This is a genomic window from Streptomyces sp. NPDC052236 (assembly GCF_044548015.1).
GTDB lineage: Bacteria > Actinomycetota > Actinomycetes > Streptomycetales > Streptomycetaceae > Streptomyces.
The window spans coordinates 45,810-65,069 of sequence record NZ_JBIUBL010000024.1; the positions used below are offsets into that span (position 1 = coordinate 45,810).

The window sequence follows — 19,260 nt, forward strand, 5'->3', positions numbered from 1 at the left end:
CCTCCCACACACTTCCCGCAAACACCCGCTTCTACGTCGATCCCGGCAGCGACGCGGCCCACCAGGCCGTCACCGACCTCCTCCACCGGGACTTCGAGGCCGCCAAGTCCATGGCGGAATTGGCCAGTTGGCCGGAGGCTGCCTGGTTCACCGACGGCAATCCGGACCAGGTCGAATCTCGCGTACGCGACCTGGTACGCCGCGCCGAGCGAACCCGGACGGTTCCCGTCCTGGTGGCCTACAACATCCCGCTGCGCGACTGCTCCCAGTACTCCTCCGGCGGTGCGCAGTCGGACGCCGAGTACCAGGCCTGGATCAGCGCCTTCGCCCGGGGGCTCGGCCGCGGTAAGGCCGTCGTCATCCTCGAACCGGACGGGCTGGCCAACCTCCCCCCCGGCTGCGGTCCCGACAGCGACCCCACCGGCGCGATCACCACCGGACGCTTCGCCGACCTCAACCACACGATCGACGCCCTGGAGCGGCAGCCGAACAGCGTCGTCTACCTGGACGCCGGCAACAGCCACTGGCGCAGCGTCGGCGACATCGCGCAACGCCTCCTCCAGGCCGGTGTCACCCGCACCCAGGGCTTCTCGCTGAACGTCTCCAACTATCTGACCACCGACCTGTCCACCCACTACGGCACCTGGGTCTCCCAGTGCCTGTGGTTTCGCCACCAAGGGCCCGGACTGGGCCAAGGGGCACCCCGACTGGTGCGCGAGCCAGTACCACTCCCCTGCAGCACCGAACGACGGGCAGCCGGGAAACTCCGTGAACGTGGACGACCCGTCCACCTGGCACTGGACCTACCTGTGGTTCCAGCAGAACGTCGGCACCCCGCCCGCGCAGGAGCTCACCCACCTCGTCGTCGACACCAGCCGCAACGGCCGGGGCGCTTGGAGCCCGCCCGCCGGCAAGTACGGCGGCGACCCGCAGACCTGGTGCAACACTCCCGGTCGCGGCATCGGCGACCGCCCGACCGCGAACACCGGCGTCCCGCTCGTCGACGCCTACCTGTGGATCAAGACCGTCGGCCGGTCCGACGGCCAGTACAACCGCAGCATCCCGGGCGGCACCATCGACCCGGAGTACGGCATCGTCGATCCCGCGGCCGGCGTGTGGTGGCCGGAGCAGGCCAAGTCCCCCTTCCGGAACGCCAACCCCACCCTGAAGTTCAACACAGTCCTGCGCTGACCGAGGCCCCCACCTCGCCGGACGTCGTTCCCGACGAACAGTCAGGTACGGCAGCGCGGGTCCCGTTCACGGACAGCTCAAGGCGGCCCCGGGCATCGCCGGTGACCCGTGGCGCCGCTACGCCGACGGCGGTCCCGATGACCGTCCATCTGCGCGGGCCGTGTACGGATTGCACGTGAAGTCACCCTCCCAGCTTCAATGGGGTGGCCGCTCTGGGGCGACGGATATCGGCGTCTCAGAGATGCGAACTGAAGGAAATACTCGTTTATGGCGGGATCTCTCCTCAGGAGCGCGCCGTTCAGATCCAGCGCCCACTTGTTGGCGCTGACATCCGTGCCCGGCCCGGGTTCCTCTTTCTTTGTCCGAAAGTGAATGTGATGGATGTCCAGGAGCCAACACGAGACGGCAGGGGACGTCACGTGATCATCTAATTTTGCCTGAGCTTTCAACGGCAGCCAGCTCGGGCATCCTCACCGAAAGAGTTTCGATGACCCTTGTGCACCGAAAGCCGCTACTGGGCTACCTTCGAGGGAAGGATTCTCGAAATCCTTTCGAAACTCTTGACATGTTTCGGCGGGGTTTCCACACTGAGTCCCGAGGCGGTGTCGCCCGTCTGTGCAAGTGCCGGGCGCCAGCCTTGGATCGTTACGCCCTGGTAGTGAGCGTCCTTTGCCAATGGACGCGGGCGTCGCTAACGCGAATTCATTCTGCCGCGCTCTAATTCCTTCCGTGATTTCTGTCCTGGAGGCTCAGTCATGGGCTTAAATGCCATTCCCCCACCCACCGTCCGCCGGAAGATCGTCGGTCTGTGTATGGCGCTGGTCGTCGGCGTCCTCGGTTCGGCCGCCGTGCTGGTGGCGCCGCAGACCTCACACGCCGCCGAGAGCACGCTCGGCGCCGCGGCGGCGCAGAGCGGCCGTTACTTCGGCACCGCCATCGCCTCGGGCAGGCTCAACGACTCGGCGTACACGACGATCGCGGGCCGCGAGTTCAACTCGGTGACGGCCGAGAACGAGATGAAGATCGACGCCACCGAACCCCAGCAGGGCCGGTTCAACTTCACCGCCGGTGACCGCGTCTACAACTGGGCGGTGCAGAACGGCAAGCAGGTGCGCGGCCACACCCTGGCCTGGCACTCCCAGCAGCCCAACTGGATGCGGAGCCTCAGCGGCAGTCCGCTGCGCCAGGCGATGAACAACCACATCACCGGCGTGATGTCCCACTACAAGGGCAAGATCGTCCAGTGGGATGTCGTGAACGAGGCCTTCGAAGACGGCAACTCGGGAGCCCGGCGCGACTCCAACCTGCAGCGCACCGGCAACGACTGGATCGAGGTCGCCTTCCGCACCGCGCGCGCCGCCGACCCGGCCGCCAAGCTCTGCTACAACGACTACAACGTCGAGGACTGGACCTGGGCCAAAACCCAGGCCATGTACCGCATGGTCCGAGACTTCAAGCAGCGCGGCGTGCCGATCGACTGCGTCGGCTTCCAGTCGCACTTCAACAGCGGCAGCCCTTACAACAGCAACTTCCGCACCACCCTGCAGAACTTCGCCGCCCTCGGCGTCGATGTGGCCATCACCGAACTCGACATCCAGGGCGCCTCGGGCACGACCTTCGCCAATGTGACCAACGACTGCCTGGCCGTCCCGCGCTGCCTCGGCATCACCGTCTGGGGTGTGCGCGACACCGACTCCTGGCGACCGGAGCACTCGCCGCTGCTGTTCAACGGCAACGGAAGCAAAAAGCCCGCCTACACCGCCGTCCTCAACGCACTCAACGCCACCACCCCCTCGCCCGGTTCTGGACAGATCAAGGGCGTCGGTTCAGGCCGCTGCCTGGACGTGCCCGGCGCCAGCACCACCGACGGCACCCAGCTCAACCTGCGGGACTGCGGCAACGGCACCAACCAGCAGTGGACCTCCACCGCCGGAGGCGAGCTCAGGGTCTACGGCAACAAGTGCCTGGACGCCGCCGGCACCGGCAACGGCGCCAAAGTCCAGATCTACAGCTGCTGGGGTGGCGACAACCAGAAATGGCGCCTCAACTCCGACGGATCCATCGTCGGCGTCCAGTCCGGCCTCTGCCTTGACGCCGCCGCCAACGGCACCGCCAACGGCACCCTGATCCAGCTCTACTCCTGCTCGAACGGCAGCAACCAACGCTGGACCCGCACCTGACCTGTCACAACAGCGAAAGGGTGAACCGATGAAGACCTACGGTGCGGCTTCCCCCGCCCCTCCACAAAGACATCGCTGGTGGTCCCGGATCGCCGCCGTGGTGGCGGCGACCCTCGCGACCGGCATGCTCGTCGCGGTGCAGCCGACGCCCGCCGAGGCGGCGACGGTAGACCCCAATGCCTCGTACGTCCTGGTCAATCGCAACAGTGGCAAGGCGCTGGACGTCTCTGGCGTGTCCGCCGCCGACGGCGCGCGGGTCAACCAGTGGACGCGCAGCGACGGAGCCAACCAGCAGTGGCAGTTCGTGGACTCCGGCGGCGGCTTCTACCGGCTCAAGGCCCGGCATTCGGGCAAGGTTCTCGACGTGGCCGGCGCCTCGACCGCCGACGGTGCCGCGATCCAGCAGTGGGCCGACGGCAACGGGGCCAACCAGCAGTTCCGCCTGGCCGACTCCGACGCAGGCCACGTCCGGCTGATCAACCGCAACAGCGGCAAGGCCGTGGAGGTGCAGGGCGCCTCCACCGCCGACGGCGGCAACGTCGTCCAGTACACCGACTGGAGCGGCGCCAACCAGCAATGGCAGATGATCAAGCTGTCGTCCGGTGGCGGCGGCGGCGGATGCGGCAGCGCCCCGACCCTGGCGAGCGGTACGCACACGATTCAGAGCAACGGTAAGAGCCGCAGCTTCATTCTCAGGGTTCCCGCCAACTACAACAACAGCAACCCCTACCGGCTGATCTTCGCGTTCCACTGGCGGGGCGGAACCGCCGGCGACGTCTCCTCGGGCGGAACGAGCGGGACCGCCTGGTCCTACTACGGCCAACAGGAACAGTCGAACAACAGCGCGATCCTCGTCGCCCCCCAGGGCCTCGGCAACGGCTGGGCCAATTCGGGCGGTGAGGACGTCACCTTCGTCGACGACATGATCCGGCGAATCGAGGGCGGCCTCTGCGTCAACCCGGCACAGCGTTTCGCCACGGGCTTCAGCTGGGGCGGCGGTATGAGCTACGCACTCGCATGCACCCGGGCGAACGTCTTCAGGGCTGTCGCGGTCATCTCCGGCGGCCAGATCAGCGGGTGCAGCGGCGGCACCCAGCCCAGCGCCTACTTCGGAATCCACGGCATCAGCGACTCCGTCCTCAACATCGGGCAAGGACGGTCCCTGCGCGACAAATTCGTCAGCAACAACGGCTGCACTCCCCAGAGCCCGCGCGAGCCCGCGCCGGGTAGCCGGACGCACATCACCACCACCTACTCGGGCTGCCGTGCCGGGTACCCGGTCCAGTGGGCCGCGTTCGACGGAGGCCACGGACCCGGTCCGGTCGACGGCTCCCCCGCCGAGAGCGGCGTCGCCACCTGGACCAAGGGAGAGATCTGGCGGTTCTTCGCACAGTTCCAGTGACACGCCCGCACCATGGAGTGGAGCCAGGATGATCCTGGCTCCACTCCGTCGTCGTCTACCTCAGGTTGAAGCCCCCTCAGCGACCAGGAAGTCCGCCAGTTTGGTCAGGCTCCAGGTCGAGAACGGCAGGCCGTGCTCGGCCGGCTTGGACCTCGCGATCTTCTTGGTCTCGCATCGCTCGGGCAGTGTGAAGGTCTTCGGCCGCCCGCCCTTGTACTTCGGATACAGGGAGTCGAAGCCGTCGGCGTTGAAGTTGTGGATCACATCCCGGACCCGGTCGTCGCTGGTGAAGGTAACCTCGGCGATCTTCGCCACCGGCATGCCCTGCGCGGACAGCAGCACCATCTGGGCCCGCCGCCAGGTCACCACCGACCGGTGCCGCGGCGGATGATCCGCAGCAGCCGCCGCCCCTCGTCGCCGTCGATCTCCCGCACCCGCACGCGCTCCGCCATCCGAGGCCCCGTGTCCGTCAACTGTGACTGGTGTCGATGACGCAGAAGCGGTTGCCCTCGGGATCGGCGAGCACGACGAAGTCGGCGTCGTCCGGATAAGAGTCCCAGTCGACGCGTTCAGCGCCAAGGGAAATCAGTCGCGCCACTTCGGCCTCCTGATCGGCGGCGTCGCCGGCATAGAGGTCGAGGTGAATTCTCGGGTGTTCCTGCACGGGCGTCGTACTGAGGTCGAGGGCCAGTGCGGCACCGGAGCCATCGGCCGGCACCAGTACCGCCCAGTCGTCCTTCACCTCACCATCGCGAGGGACGTAGCCCAGTGCCCGACTCCAGAACTCCGCGGCCCGCCGCACATCAGCGGCCCCCATCACGATCGTTCCGATGCTCAGCATCCGCCAATTCTGGCAGACACCGACAGACCCACGGCGTGAACCACGTCCCCAACTACGAGGCGAACGTTGCCTGATACGGCACTAGGTCGTCAGCGGTACCGGGTGCACCGGCACAGGACCTTCGGCAGCGGCTGATCCTCTACGGGTGACGCGGGTGCGTCCCCTGTCGCCAACCCGGGCACAGCCCCTACACTCCGACCGAGACCTCCAACTCCCTTTCCAGACAGGGGGATTCGTGGCCGAAAGCGCCTCCGCCGGAGCCGTGCAGGGTGCCGCTGGCGACGCACGGTTGCTCGCGCTGCGCGCCGAAGTCGAGAAGATCGTCACCGAGGCCCAGATCGGTGCGCGGCGGGCGCAGCGCCGCGCCAAGCTCTGGCACCCGGCCTATCTCAGCCTGGGTTTCCCCGCGGCGGTCCTCGCCGGCATCTCGGGCGCGGCGGGTCTGGCCTCCGCCGGGGCGCGGGTGCCCGCGGCCATCCTGGCCCTCCTGGCCGCCGGGTTCTCGGCCGGGTCGACCTTCCTGCGGGCGGACGCCCGCCACATGACGAACCTCCGCAGACGCTACGCTTGGCAGAGTCTGGAGACGCGCGCCAGGCTCGTCCTGGCCTACGACGCCTACGAGGGCGCCGAGCATCTGCACATCGCCCTTCTGGGCCTGCACGAAATGCGCGCCGCCGTCCCGTCCAGCGCCCTGATCCTGGCCGAGCAGCAGGCGCCGACGTATCAGGCGCCGGTGGGCGTCCTCCCGGCGCCGACGATCCCGGCGCAGACGCTTCCGCTGTCCGCGGTCCAGCCGCCGACGGTCACGGCACCGACAGTTCAGCAGCTAACCCCCCAGGCCCCGGCGGCACAGCCGCCCGCGATCCCCCAGCCGTCGCCCGCCCCGTCGCCGGAGCCGACCGACCCGGTCGGCTGACGCGCACCCGCCCCGGTCCCGAACCCGGTGCCGATCCGACCGGCCGTGCCCCCGTTCATCCAGCTGCAGGGGCCATGCTCTCCCCGAAGGGCGGCACGTCGGCCACCGTGACGTCCAGGCGCAGCCGTACGAAGCGCAGCGGGTAACGCCAGGTGCCCCGGTTGATGGCGGTGTCAGCGCTGAACTCGGCGACCAGGTCGGGGACGACCAGGGTCGGGTCGAGGGCGTCACGGCTGCCCCAAGCAGTGGTGAACCGCACGCCGGTCCATGGATGGTCGGGACCGGCCTGGGTGAGGTGCTCGGCGAGCCGGCGGGCGGCGTCCGGCTTCAGCGGCGTGGTGCGCCCGACCGCGCGCAGCAGGCCGCCGGAGGACAAGCAGCTGCGGGCGGCGCAGTGTGCCGGTGACGGCGCCGATGACGGCTTCGATGGTCTGGCGGTGGCACTGGTGAAGCGTCGGTATTCGAGAGTTGCAGTATTCGCCTGCGCAGTGGGCAACCCTGGCAGGCTCTGATCCTGGCCCCCCTGACAGGCGCCACCCGAGCCGAAGGATGCGGGTGCTGCGCGGCGGGTCTGGTAACCGCCGACTGCTGTCGTCGGCTCGGCGGGACTCAAGCCGGTCCTCCAGGGGGCGCCACGCTGGCCGGGTTCGGGTCAGGAGGGCTGCCGTCCGGCCGGGTCTCCACCGGGGTCGTCGGGCCAGCTCGATGGCCGCGGTGATCCGCTTGCCCACCGGTTCCCGCTGGACACAGAACGTCTGGGACACCGCCATAGCGATCTCCAGGCCGTGCTGCCTGACCCGTTCCGGGTCGGCCGCCTGGATGGACGGCAGCGTGGTGCTGCTGTCCCACACGCGCAATCCCATGGACAAGAACACGACATCGCGACAGCGGGCCCTGGTGGTCGGCCTCGGGATCAGCGGGACCTGGTCCAGTCTGCGTCGAGGGTGGCGACTACCGTGGTCTGGCTGCGGGTGCCGCACCGGCTGCACGCGATCCCGGTCTTGCGGTCGAGGCGGTGCAGCTGCAGCGGACCCTGGGCGGGTTCAGAGCGCACGACGCGGTTGGCGAGGCGGGTCATCGGCGCCGCGGCTTGGTCGTGGAATCGCCGCCACCGCGGCGGCCGCGGACGACGAAGGAACCGGGTCCGATGCTGGTGCGTGCGTTGTTGAGGAACGAACGCAGCCGGCCGGTGTAGGCATCGTGCAGTTCGCTGGCCATGCCTGTAAGGCGAGCAGCCACAGCACAGATCAGCCGCGGGCGGCCCTGGGTAGCCGCAGCGGCCGGTAGCCGTCGGTGTCCCGCTTGGCCAACTCGCCGTCGATGTCCACCGAGTGGGTTCCGTAAAAGTTGACGTTGGCGTGGTGGCTGGGCCAGATGTGCGCCAGCAGCTCATCGTCGATGGGCCGGCCGGCACGACGCAGCGCGGTCACCACCAGGCCGTAATAACTCGGTGCTCCAGGTAACGATCGCGTTGGTGGCCACCGTCAGGCACCACATCTGCTCCGACTGCTGCTCGTGGTGCCGGCGCCGGACCGCTCCCTCGCCGGCGTAGGCCAGTTCCCGGCGCAGGGCGTGCAGGTTCTCGCCCTTGTTCAACTGCCGGGCGATGCGCCGGCGGTACGACTCATCGGCCAGATAGCTGCGCTACCTGTCGGATCCGCAGCTACGCCGGCGGACCACGGCGGCGACCAACAACGTCGAGTCCTACAACAACTTCTCCGCCTGGTGCCGGTTCGGCAACGAGGGCCGGGTCCGCGACAACGACCCCGCCGAGCAGGAGAAGCACATCAAGTTCTCCACCCTGTTGACCGACGCCGTCATCTTCCACACCACCTTGGACATGATGAACGTGCTGCGCCAGCTCGCCGCCGAGGGCTGGGAGATCAAACCGGAGGATCTGGCCGTGCTGCCGCCGTACCAGACGATGCGGATCAACCGGTTCGGCGTCTGGTGTGGAGCAGGCTGGTTCCGCGGAGCCAGGCGGCCGGGTCGTAGTGACGGGGACGGATGAGGATCGCGGTCCGGATACGGGTAGCGAGTTCAGCGTTGGGCCTGCTCGAGTTCCCGCTCACTGAGACGTCATCTCATTTGGTTCGGTAGCCTGTTGGTCGTGGTTTCGATCGTTGAGCGGCTGGTGCCGGATGAGTTGTGGGAGTTGTTCCAGCGAGTGGTCCCAGAGGCACCGTCGCGGCCCCAGGGCGGCGGTCGGCGTCGGCATGGTGACCGGGAGGTACTGGCCGCAATCGTGTTCGTGGCCACGTCGGGCTGCACGTGGCAGCAGCTTCCGTCGACGTCGTTCGGTCCGTCAGGAACGACGGCTCACCGGCGCTTTGCCGAGTGGTCCAAGGCTCGCGTGTGGGCCAAGCTCCACCGCCTGGTCCTCGACGAACTCGGCTCCCGCGGCGAGTTGGACTGGTCCCGTTGCGCGATCGACTCCGTGAGCATGCGGGCCCTGAAAAGGGGGAGCTGACAGGCCCGAATCCTGTGGACCGGGGCAAGTACGGCTCGAAGATCCACCTGATCACCGAACGGACCGGTCTGCCCCTGTCCGCCGGAATTTCTGGAGCGAACCTGCACGACAGCCAGGTGCTGATCCCACTGGTGAAGGGGATACCGCCGATCCGCTCCCGGCGCGGACGCCGGCGACGTAGACCGGGAAAGCTCCACGCCGACAAGGGATACGACTACGACCACCTGCGGCGATGGTTACGCGGACGCGGCATCCGCCACCGCATCGCCCGCAGAGGCATCGAGTCCTCGACCCGCCTGGGCCGCCACCGCTGGACCATAGAACGCACCATGTCCTGGCTTGCCGGATGCCGCAGACTGCACCGCCGCTACGAGCGCAAAGCCGAGCACTTTCTGGCCTTCACCAGCATCGCCTGCACCCTCATCTGCTACCGCAGACTCACCAAATGAGATGACGTCTTAAGAGCAGGCGGCAGCCGGGGGCGGCGGCTGTCGCGGCACGGGTGCTCTGGTCCGTGAGCGGTTCAGCGCGGCGGGCCGAGGATGACACCGCCGTAGAGTTCGGATGCTTCCGCCAGGAGGGACTTGGGGATCTCGAAGTCGTCGGGGCGCGGGGTGGTGAGGTCGCGTCCGGCGTGGCGGAACATGCCCTCGATGCCGCCGGGCGTGGCGATCATCAGAAGGTCGGCGCGGTCGGAGGTGATGCGGTAGCCGTGCGGGACGTTGCGGGGCAGGTAGACGATCCCGCCTTCGCTCAGTTCGTGTTCCTCCTCCCCGGACCACACCAGGGCCGTGCCCTTGATCAGCATGAACACCTCGTCCTCGCGGGTGTGCAGGTGGAACGGCGGGGCTTCGCCCTTGGCGACATCGAAGCGGCCCACGGTCAGCTTGCCCTCGGTGGCTTCCTTGTCGAGCAGCACGGAGAACGTTCCCCCGTCGAGCCATTCGAGCTTCTGCTGCTGTTCGGGCTGCGCCAGATAGGCCATGGTCATCGGAGACCTCCAAGGAAACTCCGGCCTTCAAGCCGGCGCGGAATCGGACTCCTGCGGAGCGGAGCAAGGGGTCGGGATTCGCCCCCCCAGAGTGAATCCCGGTGCTCTGACTCGCAGGCCTGAACTTGACTGGTGGTGCTGTGAGTTTGTGCGTGCGACCGCACCCGTGTGAAGCGGGCGTTCACCTTCGGTGAGGGAGGGACACAGGGGGACATGGGCGGAGCAGGGGACGGTGTGGGCCGCACACGACGTATCCGCATATCGCGTGGATACGGACTGACTGGAGATGGAGAGGACCGGCTGGTTGCGGGCGGCCGCGGGGCCGGCCCCGCGGGAGGAGGTCAGCCGACGGTGAGGACGAGCTTTCCGCGGCTGTGGCCGGCGTCGCTGGTCTGCTGGGCCTTGGCCGCGTCGGTAAGCGGGTAGGTCGCGCCGACCGTGATCGCCAGTGTGCCGGCGGCGGCCTGCCGGGCCAGTTCGGCCAGCCGGGCGGCCGAGCGCCGCGCCGGGCCCTCGGCGAAGACGACGCCGAGTTCGCGGGCCCGGAAGTCGGCGGTGGTGACGATCCGGTCGGTGCCGCCGCGCAGGGTGATGGAGTCCTCCAGCGCGCCCTTGCCCGCGGCGTCGAGCACCGCGTCCACGCCGTTGGGGGCGAGCGCGCGCACCCGCTCGACCAGACCCTCTCCATAGACCAGCGCGGTGGCGCCGAGCGAGGTCACGTACTCCTGGTTGGCCGGGCCGGCGGTGCCGATGACGCGGGCGCCGCGGGCGACGGCGAGCTGGACGGCGACGGTGCCGAGCGCGCCGGACGCGCCGTGGATCAGCAGGGTCTCGCCGGCCTTGACGCCGAGCAGGTCCAGGACCCGGTCGGCGCCGTCGCCCGCCACCGGCAGGGCGGCCGCGTGCGTCCAGTCCAGACCGGCCGGCTTGAGGGCGAGAACGGCCGCACTGGCGAGGGCGTACTGGGCGTAGGCGCCGGTGTCGGACCAGCCCAGCACCTCGTCGCCCACCTGCAGCTGGTCGACGCCCTCGCCGACGGCGTCGACGATCCCGGCGATCTCCCCGCCGGGGACGGCGGGCAGGGTGGTGGGAAAGATGGCTTCCATGATCCCGGATCGGATCTTTCCGTCCACCGGGTTGACGCCGACCGCCTGTACACGCACGCGGACCTGGCCGGAGCCGGGCTCGGGGATCTCGGTCTGCGCCTCGTGCAGGACCTCGGTGCCGCCGAACGTGTCGAAAACGATGGCCTTCATAACTGTGTCTCCTTCGATGAGTTGATCCGGCGAAACCAATTAGGTGGCTGGACACCTAAAACGTGACGCCGATCATGTGGCTAGCCAAACATCTGCTGGATGGGCTCGTTCGCGGGCTGGAGCCACGGAACTTCGGGCCGCCTGCCCGCGCCCGGGGCTGTTCAGCAGCTTCCGGGCCCGAGCAGGGTCTGCCAGTCACTGTCAGGGCAGCTCCAGCACGCCCACCTCGGGATGCCGGCAGTGCTCGGAGGCGATGGGTGTGTTCACCTCGTGCATCCGCCGGACCAGGGCGTCCATCACTGCTGTGGCGCTCTTTCCGGCCCTGCCGCGGGTCTCGTGCCGTGGACCTCGGGGGCGCGTCCGAGCTGATCGTCGGGACTGGAGTCCGTGGGAGGCCCGGCCTCGAGGACGGGTTCCTACGAGTTCAGCTCGGCCGGAACGGCCAGGTCGGAACTCTGGTGCCGCTGCTTCGGGCCGTCACCCGGCTCGGAGCTGCACCTGCGCGCTGTTTTCCGCTGTTTCGATGACGTGGACGCACTGGTCGAGGGCGGCCACCATGTAGCGGCGCCAGAGCGGGACGAAGGGGCCGGCGAGGATCCAGCGGCGGCCGGGCAGCGGCTTGAACTCGTAGGTCCAGCGGATGAGGGTGCCGTCACCGTCGGGGTTGACGTTGAACTCGCCCCGAATGCCGGCCGCGAGGCGGGAGAGGACGTTGGTGAAGCCGGTCAGCTGGTAGGCGAAGCTGGAGCCCGGTACGTACTCGGTGAGTTCTTCGTCGGCCTGGGAGCCGTCGTCGAACTGCGGGTTTCTTCGCGGGCCCGCGTGGTCCCAGGCCTCGGTCTGGTTCTTCACGCTGCTGACGCCGGGGAACGGGGCCACCGGGCGGAAGACGGTGGGGAGGTCGATGGGCGCCAGGATGCGGAAGGCGTCCTGGGGTGCCGTGCGGGTCCGCTGCTGGACGGTGATGGTGACGGTCTTGTCGGCCGGGCCGATGAGGAGTGTGGTCATGGTTCAGCTCTCCGTGGTGGTGGTGATGGGGAGGGTGGGGTAGTCGGTGTAGCCGCGGTGGTCGCCGCCGTAGAAGGTGGCCGGGTCGGGCTCGTTGAGCGGGGCGCCGGTGCGGAGGCGGTGGGGCAGGTCGGGGTTGGCCAGTGCCGTGGCGCCGACCGAGACGGCGTCGGCCAGAGCGGAGTCGAGGTCGGCGAAGCGGTTGTCGAGCTGGGTGCCGCCGCGGTTGACGATCAGCGCCGTGGTCCACTGCCGGCGTATGTGCTGCAGGAGTTCCTCGTCGGGGCCCTGGATGAGGTGCAGGTAGGCGAGGCCGAGCGGGTCGATGGCGTTGAGCATCGCCTGGTAGACGTCGTGCATGTCGTGCTCGGTGATGTCGTTGTCGGGGTTGCCGGGAGAGATGCGCAGGCCGGTGCGGTCGGCGCCGATTTCGGCGGCCACCGCGGACGTCACCTCGGTGGCGAAGCGGATGCGGTGGGCGACGGAGCCGCCGTACCGGTCGGTACGCTCGTTGGCGTTGGAGGAGAGGAACTGGTGGACGAGGTAGCCATTGCCGCCGTGGATCTCCACGCCGTCGAACCCGGCGGCGACGGCTGCCGCCGCCGCGCGGCGGAACTCGTCGACCACACCGGTGATCTCGTCGACGGTGAGGGCCCGGGGGACGGGCATCTCCTGGAGGCCGGTGGCGGTGAACATGACGCCCTTGGGCTGTACGGCCGAGGGGGCGACGGGCGTGCGGTGGTGCGGGGTGTTGTCAGGGTGGGAGATACGGCCGGCGTGCATCAGCTGGACGACGATGCGGCCGCCCTCGGCCTGGACGGCGTCGGTGACCTTGCGCCAGCCGGCGATGTGCGCGTCGGTGTGCATTCCCGGCGTCAGCAGGTAGCCCTGACCGTCTTCGGACGGCTGAGTGCCCTCGGTGATGATCAGGGCCATGGAGGCCCGCTGCCGGTAATACTCGACATTGAGCTCGCTGGGAGCGCCGTCCGCCAGGGAGCAGTCACGGCTCATGGGAGCCATGACGAGCCGGTGCGGCAGCTTCATGGCGCCGACGGTGACGGGGGTCCAGACAGTCATGGGTGAGCACTTTCTGCTGCAGAGGGATCAGAGGCCGAAGAGGGTGGGGAAGGGCTAGAGGGAGGCGAGGGCGCGTACGCGGTCGGCGATGGCGCGGCGGGCGACATCGGTGGTGAAGGCGATGGAGTCGAACTCGTGCGGCACGCCGGGGTGGAGGTGGAACTCCACGGGTACGCCGGCTTGGCTGAGTTTGAGGGCGTAGGCGAGGCCCTCGTCGCGGAAGACGTCGAGCTGGCCGACCTCGATGTAGGCGGGAGGCAGACCGCTCGCGTCCTCGAGGCGGGCCGGGGCGGCCGTGGCGGGTACGTCGGGGCCGCCCGCGGCGTCGCCGAGCAGGGCGGGCCACGCGGTGCGGCTGTCGTCGTAGGACCACAGCAGGTAGGGCTCGATGTGCGGGTCGGGCGTGGTGGTGCGGTCGTCGAGCATCGGCATGAGCAGGATCTGCCGCGCGATCTGCGGGCCGCCGCGTTCCCGGGCGAGGATCGACAGCGCCGCGGCCAGCCCGCCTCCGGCGCTGTCGCCCATCACACCGATCCGCGCGGGATCGACACCCAGCTCGTCGGCGTGTTCGTGCAGCCAGAGCAGGGCGGTGTACGCGTCCTCGACCGGTGTGGGGAAGGGGTGTTCGGGTGCTCGGCGGTATTCGACCGACAGCATCGGCACCCCGCTGGCGGAGACGTAGCGGGCAACGGGGCCGTCGAACAGGTCGATGTGGCCGAAGATGTAGCCGCCGCCGTGGAAGAACAGCGCGGCCGGTCCGGCAGGGGCGCCCGTCTTGGCGTACCAGCGCATGGTGATCTTCGTACCGTCGTCGGCGGTCGCGTAGTACTCGGTGGTCGTGACGTCGGCCGGGACCGGTTGGGCCGCCGAGGCGGCACCAATGATCGGTTCCCACATGGCGCGGCGCGCGGCGACGTCGCCTACCGGCGGAGGGGTGGCACCTGCCATGGCCTCGGCCATGGCGGCGAACACCTGGGCGAACTCGGGGTCGAAACTGAGTGACATGACTGTCCTGCCTTCTTGGTCGGATGGGTCTGAGCTGGTCGTTCGGAGCCCCGAGCCGATTCGACGCCGAGCCGGCTCGACCGCCGCCCGGGAGAGGCGACCTCAACGTTCGCTGCGTGCAATGTGCTTCAGTTTTGAAGCGTTGGGAGGTCGAAGGACACTCCGGTTTCGAAGCGACATGTCAGGGTGCGAGGGCGGCGCCTGCCGCTAGGGACCGACAGCGAACAGCAGCTGCAGCTTGCCCTGGCTCGGCGAGCCGGGCACGGCGGTGAAGACCAGCAGCGTCTGGCACTGCTCGGGATCCACCAGCACCTCTGAGTAGAGTTCCAGTTCCCCCAACTCGGAGTGCAGATAGCGCTTCAAGCCGTGGTGATGGGTCGCCGTCACCTCACGCGACCGCCAGATTTCCGCGAACTCGGGACTGGCCTCGAGCAGGGCCGCGACGATCTCACCGGCCTTCCCCGTGGGGTCCGCCGTGTACGCGTCCCGGATCTCCGCGGCGAAGACCCTGCCCCGTAGCGGATGGTCCTCGACGGGGTAGAGGCTGCGGACCTGCGCCTCGCCGGTGAACCAGCGGTAGGCCAAGTACCGCGATGGACCCGCGTACCGGGTGAAGTCGCCGAGCAGCACGACCGCCGGAGGCGTCTGCAAGAGCGCCTCGCCGAATCGCGACATCAACATCGCCGGTACGTTCGAGAGGCCGGCGACGATCCGCATCATCGTGGGACCGACATGGTCGTCACGTACGATCCGCCGGGGCGCCGGGATCCCGCCGAGGACGAAGAGGTGGTCGCGCTCGCTCAGGTTGAGCCGCAATGCCCGGGCGAGTGCGACGAGCATTCGCTCGGACGGTGTCGGGCCACGCTGCTGTTCGATCCGGCTGTAGTAGTCGGCCGACATGCCGGCCAGCGCCGCCACCTCCTCGCGCCGCAACCCGCCGGTACGGCGACGCTGCCCACGAGGAAGCCCAACGTCCTCCGGCTGCAGCGCCTCACGACGCGCGCGGAGAAAATCTGCCAGTAACGCCCGGTCCATCGTCCGGCCTCCCCTGTTCGACAAAGCAATCCTGGCGCGGACGGGAGAGCGGATGAAGGCTCACTTCATCAGGGGACAAGTTGTCCCTGGACGGGCCGACGGCGGTGAGCAGAGACAGTCGGCCGGCCGACGTCCGCCCCCGGTCGACATGCCTCATGCCGAACCCGGCCCGACCTGCTGGAGGGCGGACAGATAGGACTGGACACCCATGGCCATGGTCGGTACGTGCTCGCGCATCAACCGCTGGAAGTGGGGTGCGGTCGCGGCGCGGTGGTCCACGGTGAACTCCCCGGCCAGGGAGAACCAGGTGATCGGGGAGGCGCCGGCCTGCACCATGCGCTCGACCGCGACGGCGTGGGTTTCGGCTGTCAGGCTCGCGGTGGCATCCACGACCAGGTAGACCTCGTAATCTTCGCGCAGCGCGCCCAGCACGGTCTGCAGGACGCATCCCTCGGTGGACACGCCCGCGATGGCGAGGTTGCGGCGCCCGGTCTCGCGTACAGCTCGTGCGAAGTCCGCGTCCAGAAAGCCGTTGAAGTTGCCGCCCCGCTCGATCACGGGGTGGTCCCCGATCGTCTCCTTCAGTTGCGGGTAGAGCGGCCCGGACGGCTTACCGGGCTGACCGTTCGTCACGACCAGGCCGCTTTCGTACCACAAGGCTGTTTTCGCCAGTCCCACCACGTTGTTGATGTGCTCCGCCGTGTCGTGCGACCGCAGCACGTTGGCGAACCCGACGGCGTGGTCCACCAGGACGATCGTGGTGTTCTCGGGGGTCAGTGGTTCGAGGTTCATGAAGTGCTCCGATGGCTGGCGATGTTATTGATGGCCGTCGCAGAACGAGTAGGTTCAGGGCTGTTGGGGCCGGCTGTGCGCCTGGCCGGCGAGCGCGGAGAACCGGATCAGGAGACGCAGACCCAGGCTCAGGCGCAGGCGGGATTCTGAGGCGAGTGAGGCGGCTGTCTTGGGGGCCGCCTGCTCCGCGTTCGCCGAACGCGGTCATGACCGCGCTGTCATCCGGGAGATCGCTGGCGGGACGGCGCCGCCCATGGCCTGGCGACGCGGAACCGTCCGTCGAAGGGACAGCTGTTGATCGCCTCGACGTACAGTCCAGCCGGGCCTGCCAGTCCAGCCGGGCCTGTCCGGGCACCCCAGGCCCGCGTCGCACGCAGGGAGCAGGCTGACGGCAGCACGCTGCAAAGGGTGATGCTGCCTAGGCGAGCGCGGCGGGGGGAAGGACGATGGCCTTTCCGGAGATCGGGCTCGCGGCGGCTTCGGCGTGCAGGGCCGGCAGGTCGGCCAGTGGCACCCGCCGGGCGATGTCGACGCGCAGCTTGCCGGAGTCGACCAGTGCCACCAGCCGCGCCAGTTGGGCGGCGTCGCTGTTGACGAAGAGGTCGATGCCGCGCACACCGCGTTCCTCGTCGGATGGTGCGGGCATCCACACCGTCGTGTTCACCACGACACCGCCGTCGCGGACCACATCGGTCAGCGCGGCCAGCTGCGCCGGGTCGACCGGCGCGAGGTTGAGCACGACGTCGACCGGCTCAGCCAGTTCGGGAAGTCCGTGGCCGAGGACCTCGTCGGCACCGGCCGCCTTGACACGCTCACTGCTGCCCGGCCCGGCCGTGGCGATCACGTGGGCGCCGGCGTGCTTGGCCAGCTGTACGGCGTAGCCGCCGACCGCGCCGCCCGCGCCGTTGATCAGCACGCGCTGGCCGGCAGTCAGCCCGGCTTGGTCGAAGAGGGCCTGCCAGGCGGTGAGGCCGACCAACGGCAGCCCGCCGGCATCGGCCAGCGGAATGCTCGTGGGCGCCCGCGTCAGGATCCCAGTCGGTGCGAGGACGTATTCCGCGGCCGCGCCGGCGCCGGTCATCGACAGGAAACCGACAACCCGGTCACCGACCTCGACGCCGTCCGCGTCCTCGCCGAGCGCGTCGACCGTGCCGGCGACGTCGATGCCGGGGGTGTGGGGCAGAGCCACTGGGATGGGGCCCTGCATGAAGCCGGCGCGGATGTTGCCGTCGACCGGGTTGAACGATGTCGCAGCCACCCGGATCCGGACTTCTCCGATCCCGGGGACCGGCTGTTCCATCTCCTCGTAGCGCAGGACGTCCGGGGTGCCGAACTCGTGGAAACGCACTGCCTTCATGGCATGCCTCAACTTTCACAATGCGGGAACTGATTCAGATATGAATCAGTTTGTGGTTGGAGCACGCTTCGACTTCGAAACAATGCTCAGGGGTGCGAGAGAGCCGAAAACCGCTAAGGGGCGACAGCGGCCAGGAGCTGGAGCTTGTGATGGCTCGGGGAGCCGGGCGTGGCGGTGAACACCAGCAGCTGTTGGCACTGCTCGGGATCCATCAACATCTCCGAGTAGAGCTCCAGTTCCCCCAGCTCGGGGTGCAGGTAGCGCTTGAGGTCGTGGTGATGGGTCACCCCCACCTCATGCAACCGCCAGACCTCCGCGAACTCGGGACTGGCCTCGAGCAGGGCCGCGACGATCTCACCGGCCTTCCCCGTGGGGTCCGCCGTGTACGCGTCCCGGATCTCCGCGGCGAAAACCCTGCCCCGCAGCGAATGATCCTCGACGGGGTACAAGCCGCGGACCTGCGGGTCATGGGTGAACCAGCGGTAGACCAGGTACCGGGACAGACCCGAATACCGGGTGAAGTCACCGAGCAGCGCAACCGCCGGACGCGTCTGCAGCAACGCCTCACCGAACCGTGACAGCACGATGGCCGGCACGTCCGAGAGGCCGACGACGATCCGCATCATCGTGGGACCGACATGGTCATCACGCACGATCCGCCGGGGCGCCGCGATCCCGCCGAGGGAAAAGAGATGGTCACGCTCGCTCAGGCTGAGCCGCAACGCCCGGGCCAGCGCGACGAGCATCCGCTCGGAGGGCGCCGGACCACGCTGCTGCTCGATCCGGCTGTAGTAGTCGGCCGACATGCCGGCCAGCGCCGCCACCTCCTCGCGCCGCAACCCACCGGTACGGCGCCGCTGCCCACGAGGAAGCCCGACATCCTCCGGCTGCAACACCTCACGACGCGCGCGAAGAAAATCCGCCAGCAACGCCCGGTCCATCGTCCGACCTCCCCTGTTCGACACACCCATCCTGGCCCGAACCGAAAATCAGATGAAGGCCCACTTTAACCGCGGACAAGTTGTCCCTGGCTGGGCTTCAGCCCGGATCCACCGGCTTGATTCCCGGTTGATCGTTTCGGAGTCGTGCAGGCCGTGTTGGGGCTGAGTTGCGGATTGAGGATCCCCCGGCGTGCGGGGGGTGGTGATTCAGCCGGTAAGGGTGGGTTGACGGGGTTTCGGATTCGTTCGTTCGGCCGTTGCCTGGTCGGCGTAGTGCTTCTCCTCGAACTCGATCAGACTGAGGTAGCCGAGCAGTTTCTGGATGCGCCGGGAGTTGTAGAACCCATCGATGACCCCGTTGCCCAATTGCTTATGCGGCGAGGTCGAGGGCAGCGAGGTGTGATGTCCGAGTGGGGCGAGTGGTTGTCCGGTCCACCAGGCGTCGAGTCGGAGCAGGTTGACGGCGGTGGCTGTGAGGATGTGCGCGAGGGCGGTCTTCCCCAGTCCTGCGTAGCGGGTTCTGCGTGCGCCGGTGGCTGTGACCGCCTGGTGGATTGTGCCCTCAATGCCGGAGCGGATCGCGTAGACGGCCTTCCATTCCTCTGTGGACTGCTCGGCGCGGGCGTGCTCGAGAACGGCGTCTTGATCTTGCAGGCGGACGGTGAGCTGCCGACCGTAGCGTGTCGAGTTGGTGCACTGTCCGCGGGAGGGGCAGGCGCGTAGGTCTCGGTAGCGAAGCGGATGCGGATCGCGGATCGCTGGTTGTTGTCGAGGCCCTCGGTCCAGTAACGGCTATGG

21 protein-coding genes and 3 pseudogenes are annotated in these 19,260 nt (G+C 68.6%); 7 read left to right on the forward strand and 17 right to left on the reverse strand.

Features of this window, described 5'->3' with window-relative positions:
• Positions 1 to 110 precede the first annotated feature (110 nt).
• The 4 genes and pseudogenes from ACIHCQ_RS32060 to ACIHCQ_RS32075 all read left to right on the forward strand — a co-directional run.
• Positions 111 to 578: pseudogene (locus ACIHCQ_RS32060) on the forward strand (glycoside hydrolase family 6 protein); the annotation flags it as partial.
• Between the two features lie 190 nt (positions 579 to 768).
• A complete protein-coding gene (locus ACIHCQ_RS32065) occupies positions 769 to 1,191 on the forward strand; it encodes a glycoside hydrolase family 6 protein (protein ID WP_399670235.1) in 423 nt (140 codons plus the stop codon).
• 755 nt (positions 1,192 to 1,946) lie between these two features.
• Complete coding sequence (locus ACIHCQ_RS32070) at positions 1,947 to 3,371, forward strand: endo-1,4-beta-xylanase (protein WP_399670238.1); 1,425 nt, start codon at positions 1,947 to 1,949, stop codon at positions 3,369 to 3,371.
• 97 nt (positions 3,372 to 3,468) lie between these two features.
• Entirely contained in the window at positions 3,469 to 4,773 is a 1,305-nt protein-coding gene (locus ACIHCQ_RS32075; protein WP_399670514.1) for an RICIN domain-containing protein, read from the forward strand.
• A gap of 72 nt (positions 4,774 to 4,845) precedes the next feature.
• Here ACIHCQ_RS32075 and ACIHCQ_RS32080 read toward each other — a convergent pair.
• Together ACIHCQ_RS32080 and ACIHCQ_RS32085 are read right to left on the reverse strand one after the other, a co-directional pair.
• Positions 4,846 to 5,225: pseudogene (locus ACIHCQ_RS32080) on the reverse strand (transposase); the annotation flags it as partial.
• A gap of 17 nt (positions 5,226 to 5,242) precedes the next feature.
• Positions 5,243 to 5,614, reverse strand: a complete 372-nt coding sequence (locus ACIHCQ_RS32085; protein ID WP_399670241.1) for a VOC family protein — start codon at positions 5,612 to 5,614, stop codon at positions 5,243 to 5,245.
• Between the two features lie 235 nt (positions 5,615 to 5,849).
• Between ACIHCQ_RS32085 and ACIHCQ_RS32090 the strand changes: the two genes are divergently transcribed.
• Complete coding sequence (locus ACIHCQ_RS32090; RefSeq protein ID WP_399670244.1) at positions 5,850 to 6,530, forward strand: hypothetical protein; 681 nt, start codon at positions 5,850 to 5,852, stop codon at positions 6,528 to 6,530.
• Between the two features lie 55 nt (positions 6,531 to 6,585).
• Here ACIHCQ_RS32090 and ACIHCQ_RS32095 read toward each other — a convergent pair whose 3' ends face one another.
• The 4 genes from ACIHCQ_RS32095 to ACIHCQ_RS32110 all read right to left on the reverse strand — a co-directional run bounded on the left by ACIHCQ_RS32095 (position 6,586) and on the right by ACIHCQ_RS32110 (position 8,165).
• Positions 6,586 to 6,906 (reverse strand): hypothetical protein, encoded by a 321-nt coding sequence (locus ACIHCQ_RS32095; protein ID WP_399670246.1) that lies wholly within the window; start codon positions 6,904 to 6,906, stop codon positions 6,586 to 6,588.
• A gap of 698 nt (positions 6,907 to 7,604) precedes the next feature.
• On the reverse strand, positions 7,605 to 7,748 hold the full coding sequence (locus ACIHCQ_RS32100) for a hypothetical protein (RefSeq protein WP_399670249.1): 144 nt from the start codon (positions 7,746 to 7,748) through the stop codon (positions 7,605 to 7,607).
• 29 nt (positions 7,749 to 7,777) lie between these two features.
• A complete protein-coding gene (locus tag ACIHCQ_RS32105; protein WP_399670252.1) occupies positions 7,778 to 7,960 on the reverse strand; it encodes a hypothetical protein in 183 nt (60 codons plus the stop codon).
• Positions 7,920 to 8,165: a Tn3 family transposase gene (locus tag ACIHCQ_RS32110; protein WP_208616884.1), complete on the reverse strand. Its 246-nt coding sequence runs from the start codon at positions 8,163 to 8,165 to the stop codon at positions 7,920 to 7,922. Before ACIHCQ_RS32110 ends, ACIHCQ_RS32105 begins: the two co-directional genes overlap by 41 nt.
• A gap of 13 nt (positions 8,166 to 8,178) precedes the next feature.
• Here ACIHCQ_RS32110 and ACIHCQ_RS32115 point away from each other — a divergent pair, with 13 nt between their 5' ends.
• Both ACIHCQ_RS32115 and ACIHCQ_RS32120 read left to right on the forward strand, forming a co-directional pair.
• A complete protein-coding gene (locus ACIHCQ_RS32115; RefSeq protein WP_399670517.1) occupies positions 8,179 to 8,541 on the forward strand; it encodes a Tn3 family transposase in 363 nt (120 codons plus the stop codon).
• Between the two features lie 108 nt (positions 8,542 to 8,649).
• Positions 8,650 to 9,449 (forward strand): IS5 family transposase gene (locus tag ACIHCQ_RS32120; protein ID WP_399670520.1). Its coding sequence is split into 2 segments (ribosomal slippage): positions 8,650 to 8,998 and positions 8,998 to 9,449, totalling 801 coding nucleotides; the frame shifts between segments, so codons are not numbered across the junction.
• Positions 9,450 to 9,523: 74 nt separating this feature from the next.
• On the opposite strand, the gene ACIHCQ_RS32125 is transcribed toward ACIHCQ_RS32120, so the two are convergent.
• From ACIHCQ_RS32125 to ACIHCQ_RS32175, 11 genes and pseudogenes are all read right to left on the reverse strand, one after another.
• A complete protein-coding gene (locus ACIHCQ_RS32125; RefSeq protein ID WP_399670255.1) occupies positions 9,524 to 9,991 on the reverse strand; it encodes a cupin domain-containing protein in 468 nt (155 codons plus the stop codon).
• Positions 9,992 to 10,332: 341 nt separating this feature from the next.
• A complete protein-coding gene (locus tag ACIHCQ_RS32130; protein WP_399670258.1) occupies positions 10,333 to 11,247 on the reverse strand; it encodes an NADP-dependent oxidoreductase in 915 nt (304 codons plus the stop codon).
• A 477-nt stretch (positions 11,248 to 11,724) separates the two neighbouring features.
• On the reverse strand, positions 11,725 to 12,255 hold the full coding sequence (locus ACIHCQ_RS32135; RefSeq protein WP_399670261.1) for an SRPBCC family protein: 531 nt from the start codon (positions 12,253 to 12,255) through the stop codon (positions 11,725 to 11,727).
• Positions 12,256 to 12,258: 3 nt separating this feature from the next.
• On the reverse strand, positions 12,259 to 13,332 hold the full coding sequence (locus ACIHCQ_RS32140) for an alkene reductase (RefSeq protein ID WP_399670263.1): 1,074 nt from the start codon (positions 13,330 to 13,332) through the stop codon (positions 12,259 to 12,261).
• A gap of 54 nt (positions 13,333 to 13,386) precedes the next feature.
• Positions 13,387 to 14,337: an alpha/beta hydrolase gene (locus ACIHCQ_RS32145; RefSeq protein ID WP_399670266.1), complete on the reverse strand. Its 951-nt coding sequence runs from the start codon at positions 14,335 to 14,337 to the stop codon at positions 13,387 to 13,389.
• A gap of 207 nt (positions 14,338 to 14,544) precedes the next feature.
• The gene (locus ACIHCQ_RS32150; protein ID WP_399670269.1) at positions 14,545 to 15,372 is read right to left on the reverse strand and encodes a helix-turn-helix transcriptional regulator; all 828 of its coding nucleotides are present in this window, start codon (positions 15,370 to 15,372) and stop codon (positions 14,545 to 14,547) included.
• A 153-nt stretch (positions 15,373 to 15,525) separates the two neighbouring features.
• Positions 15,526 to 16,164: an isochorismatase family protein gene (locus ACIHCQ_RS32155; RefSeq protein ID WP_399670272.1), complete on the reverse strand. Its 639-nt coding sequence runs from the start codon at positions 16,162 to 16,164 to the stop codon at positions 15,526 to 15,528.
• 418 nt (positions 16,165 to 16,582) lie between these two features.
• Positions 16,583 to 17,521 carry an NADP-dependent oxidoreductase gene (locus ACIHCQ_RS32160; RefSeq protein ID WP_399670275.1) on the reverse strand — a complete coding sequence of 313 codons (939 nt, stop codon included), beginning with the start codon at positions 17,519 to 17,521 and terminating at the stop codon, positions 16,583 to 16,585.
• A gap of 113 nt (positions 17,522 to 17,634) precedes the next feature.
• The gene (locus ACIHCQ_RS32165) at positions 17,635 to 18,462 is read right to left on the reverse strand and encodes a helix-turn-helix transcriptional regulator (RefSeq protein WP_399670278.1); all 828 of its coding nucleotides are present in this window, start codon (positions 18,460 to 18,462) and stop codon (positions 17,635 to 17,637) included.
• Between the two features lie 207 nt (positions 18,463 to 18,669).
• Entirely contained in the window at positions 18,670 to 18,828 is a 159-nt protein-coding gene (locus ACIHCQ_RS32170) for a hypothetical protein (protein ID WP_399670282.1), read from the reverse strand.
• A gap of 90 nt (positions 18,829 to 18,918) precedes the next feature.
• Positions 18,919 to 19,248: pseudogene (locus ACIHCQ_RS32175) on the reverse strand (transposase); the annotation flags it as partial.
• Between the last annotated feature and the right edge of the window lie 12 nt (positions 19,249 to 19,260).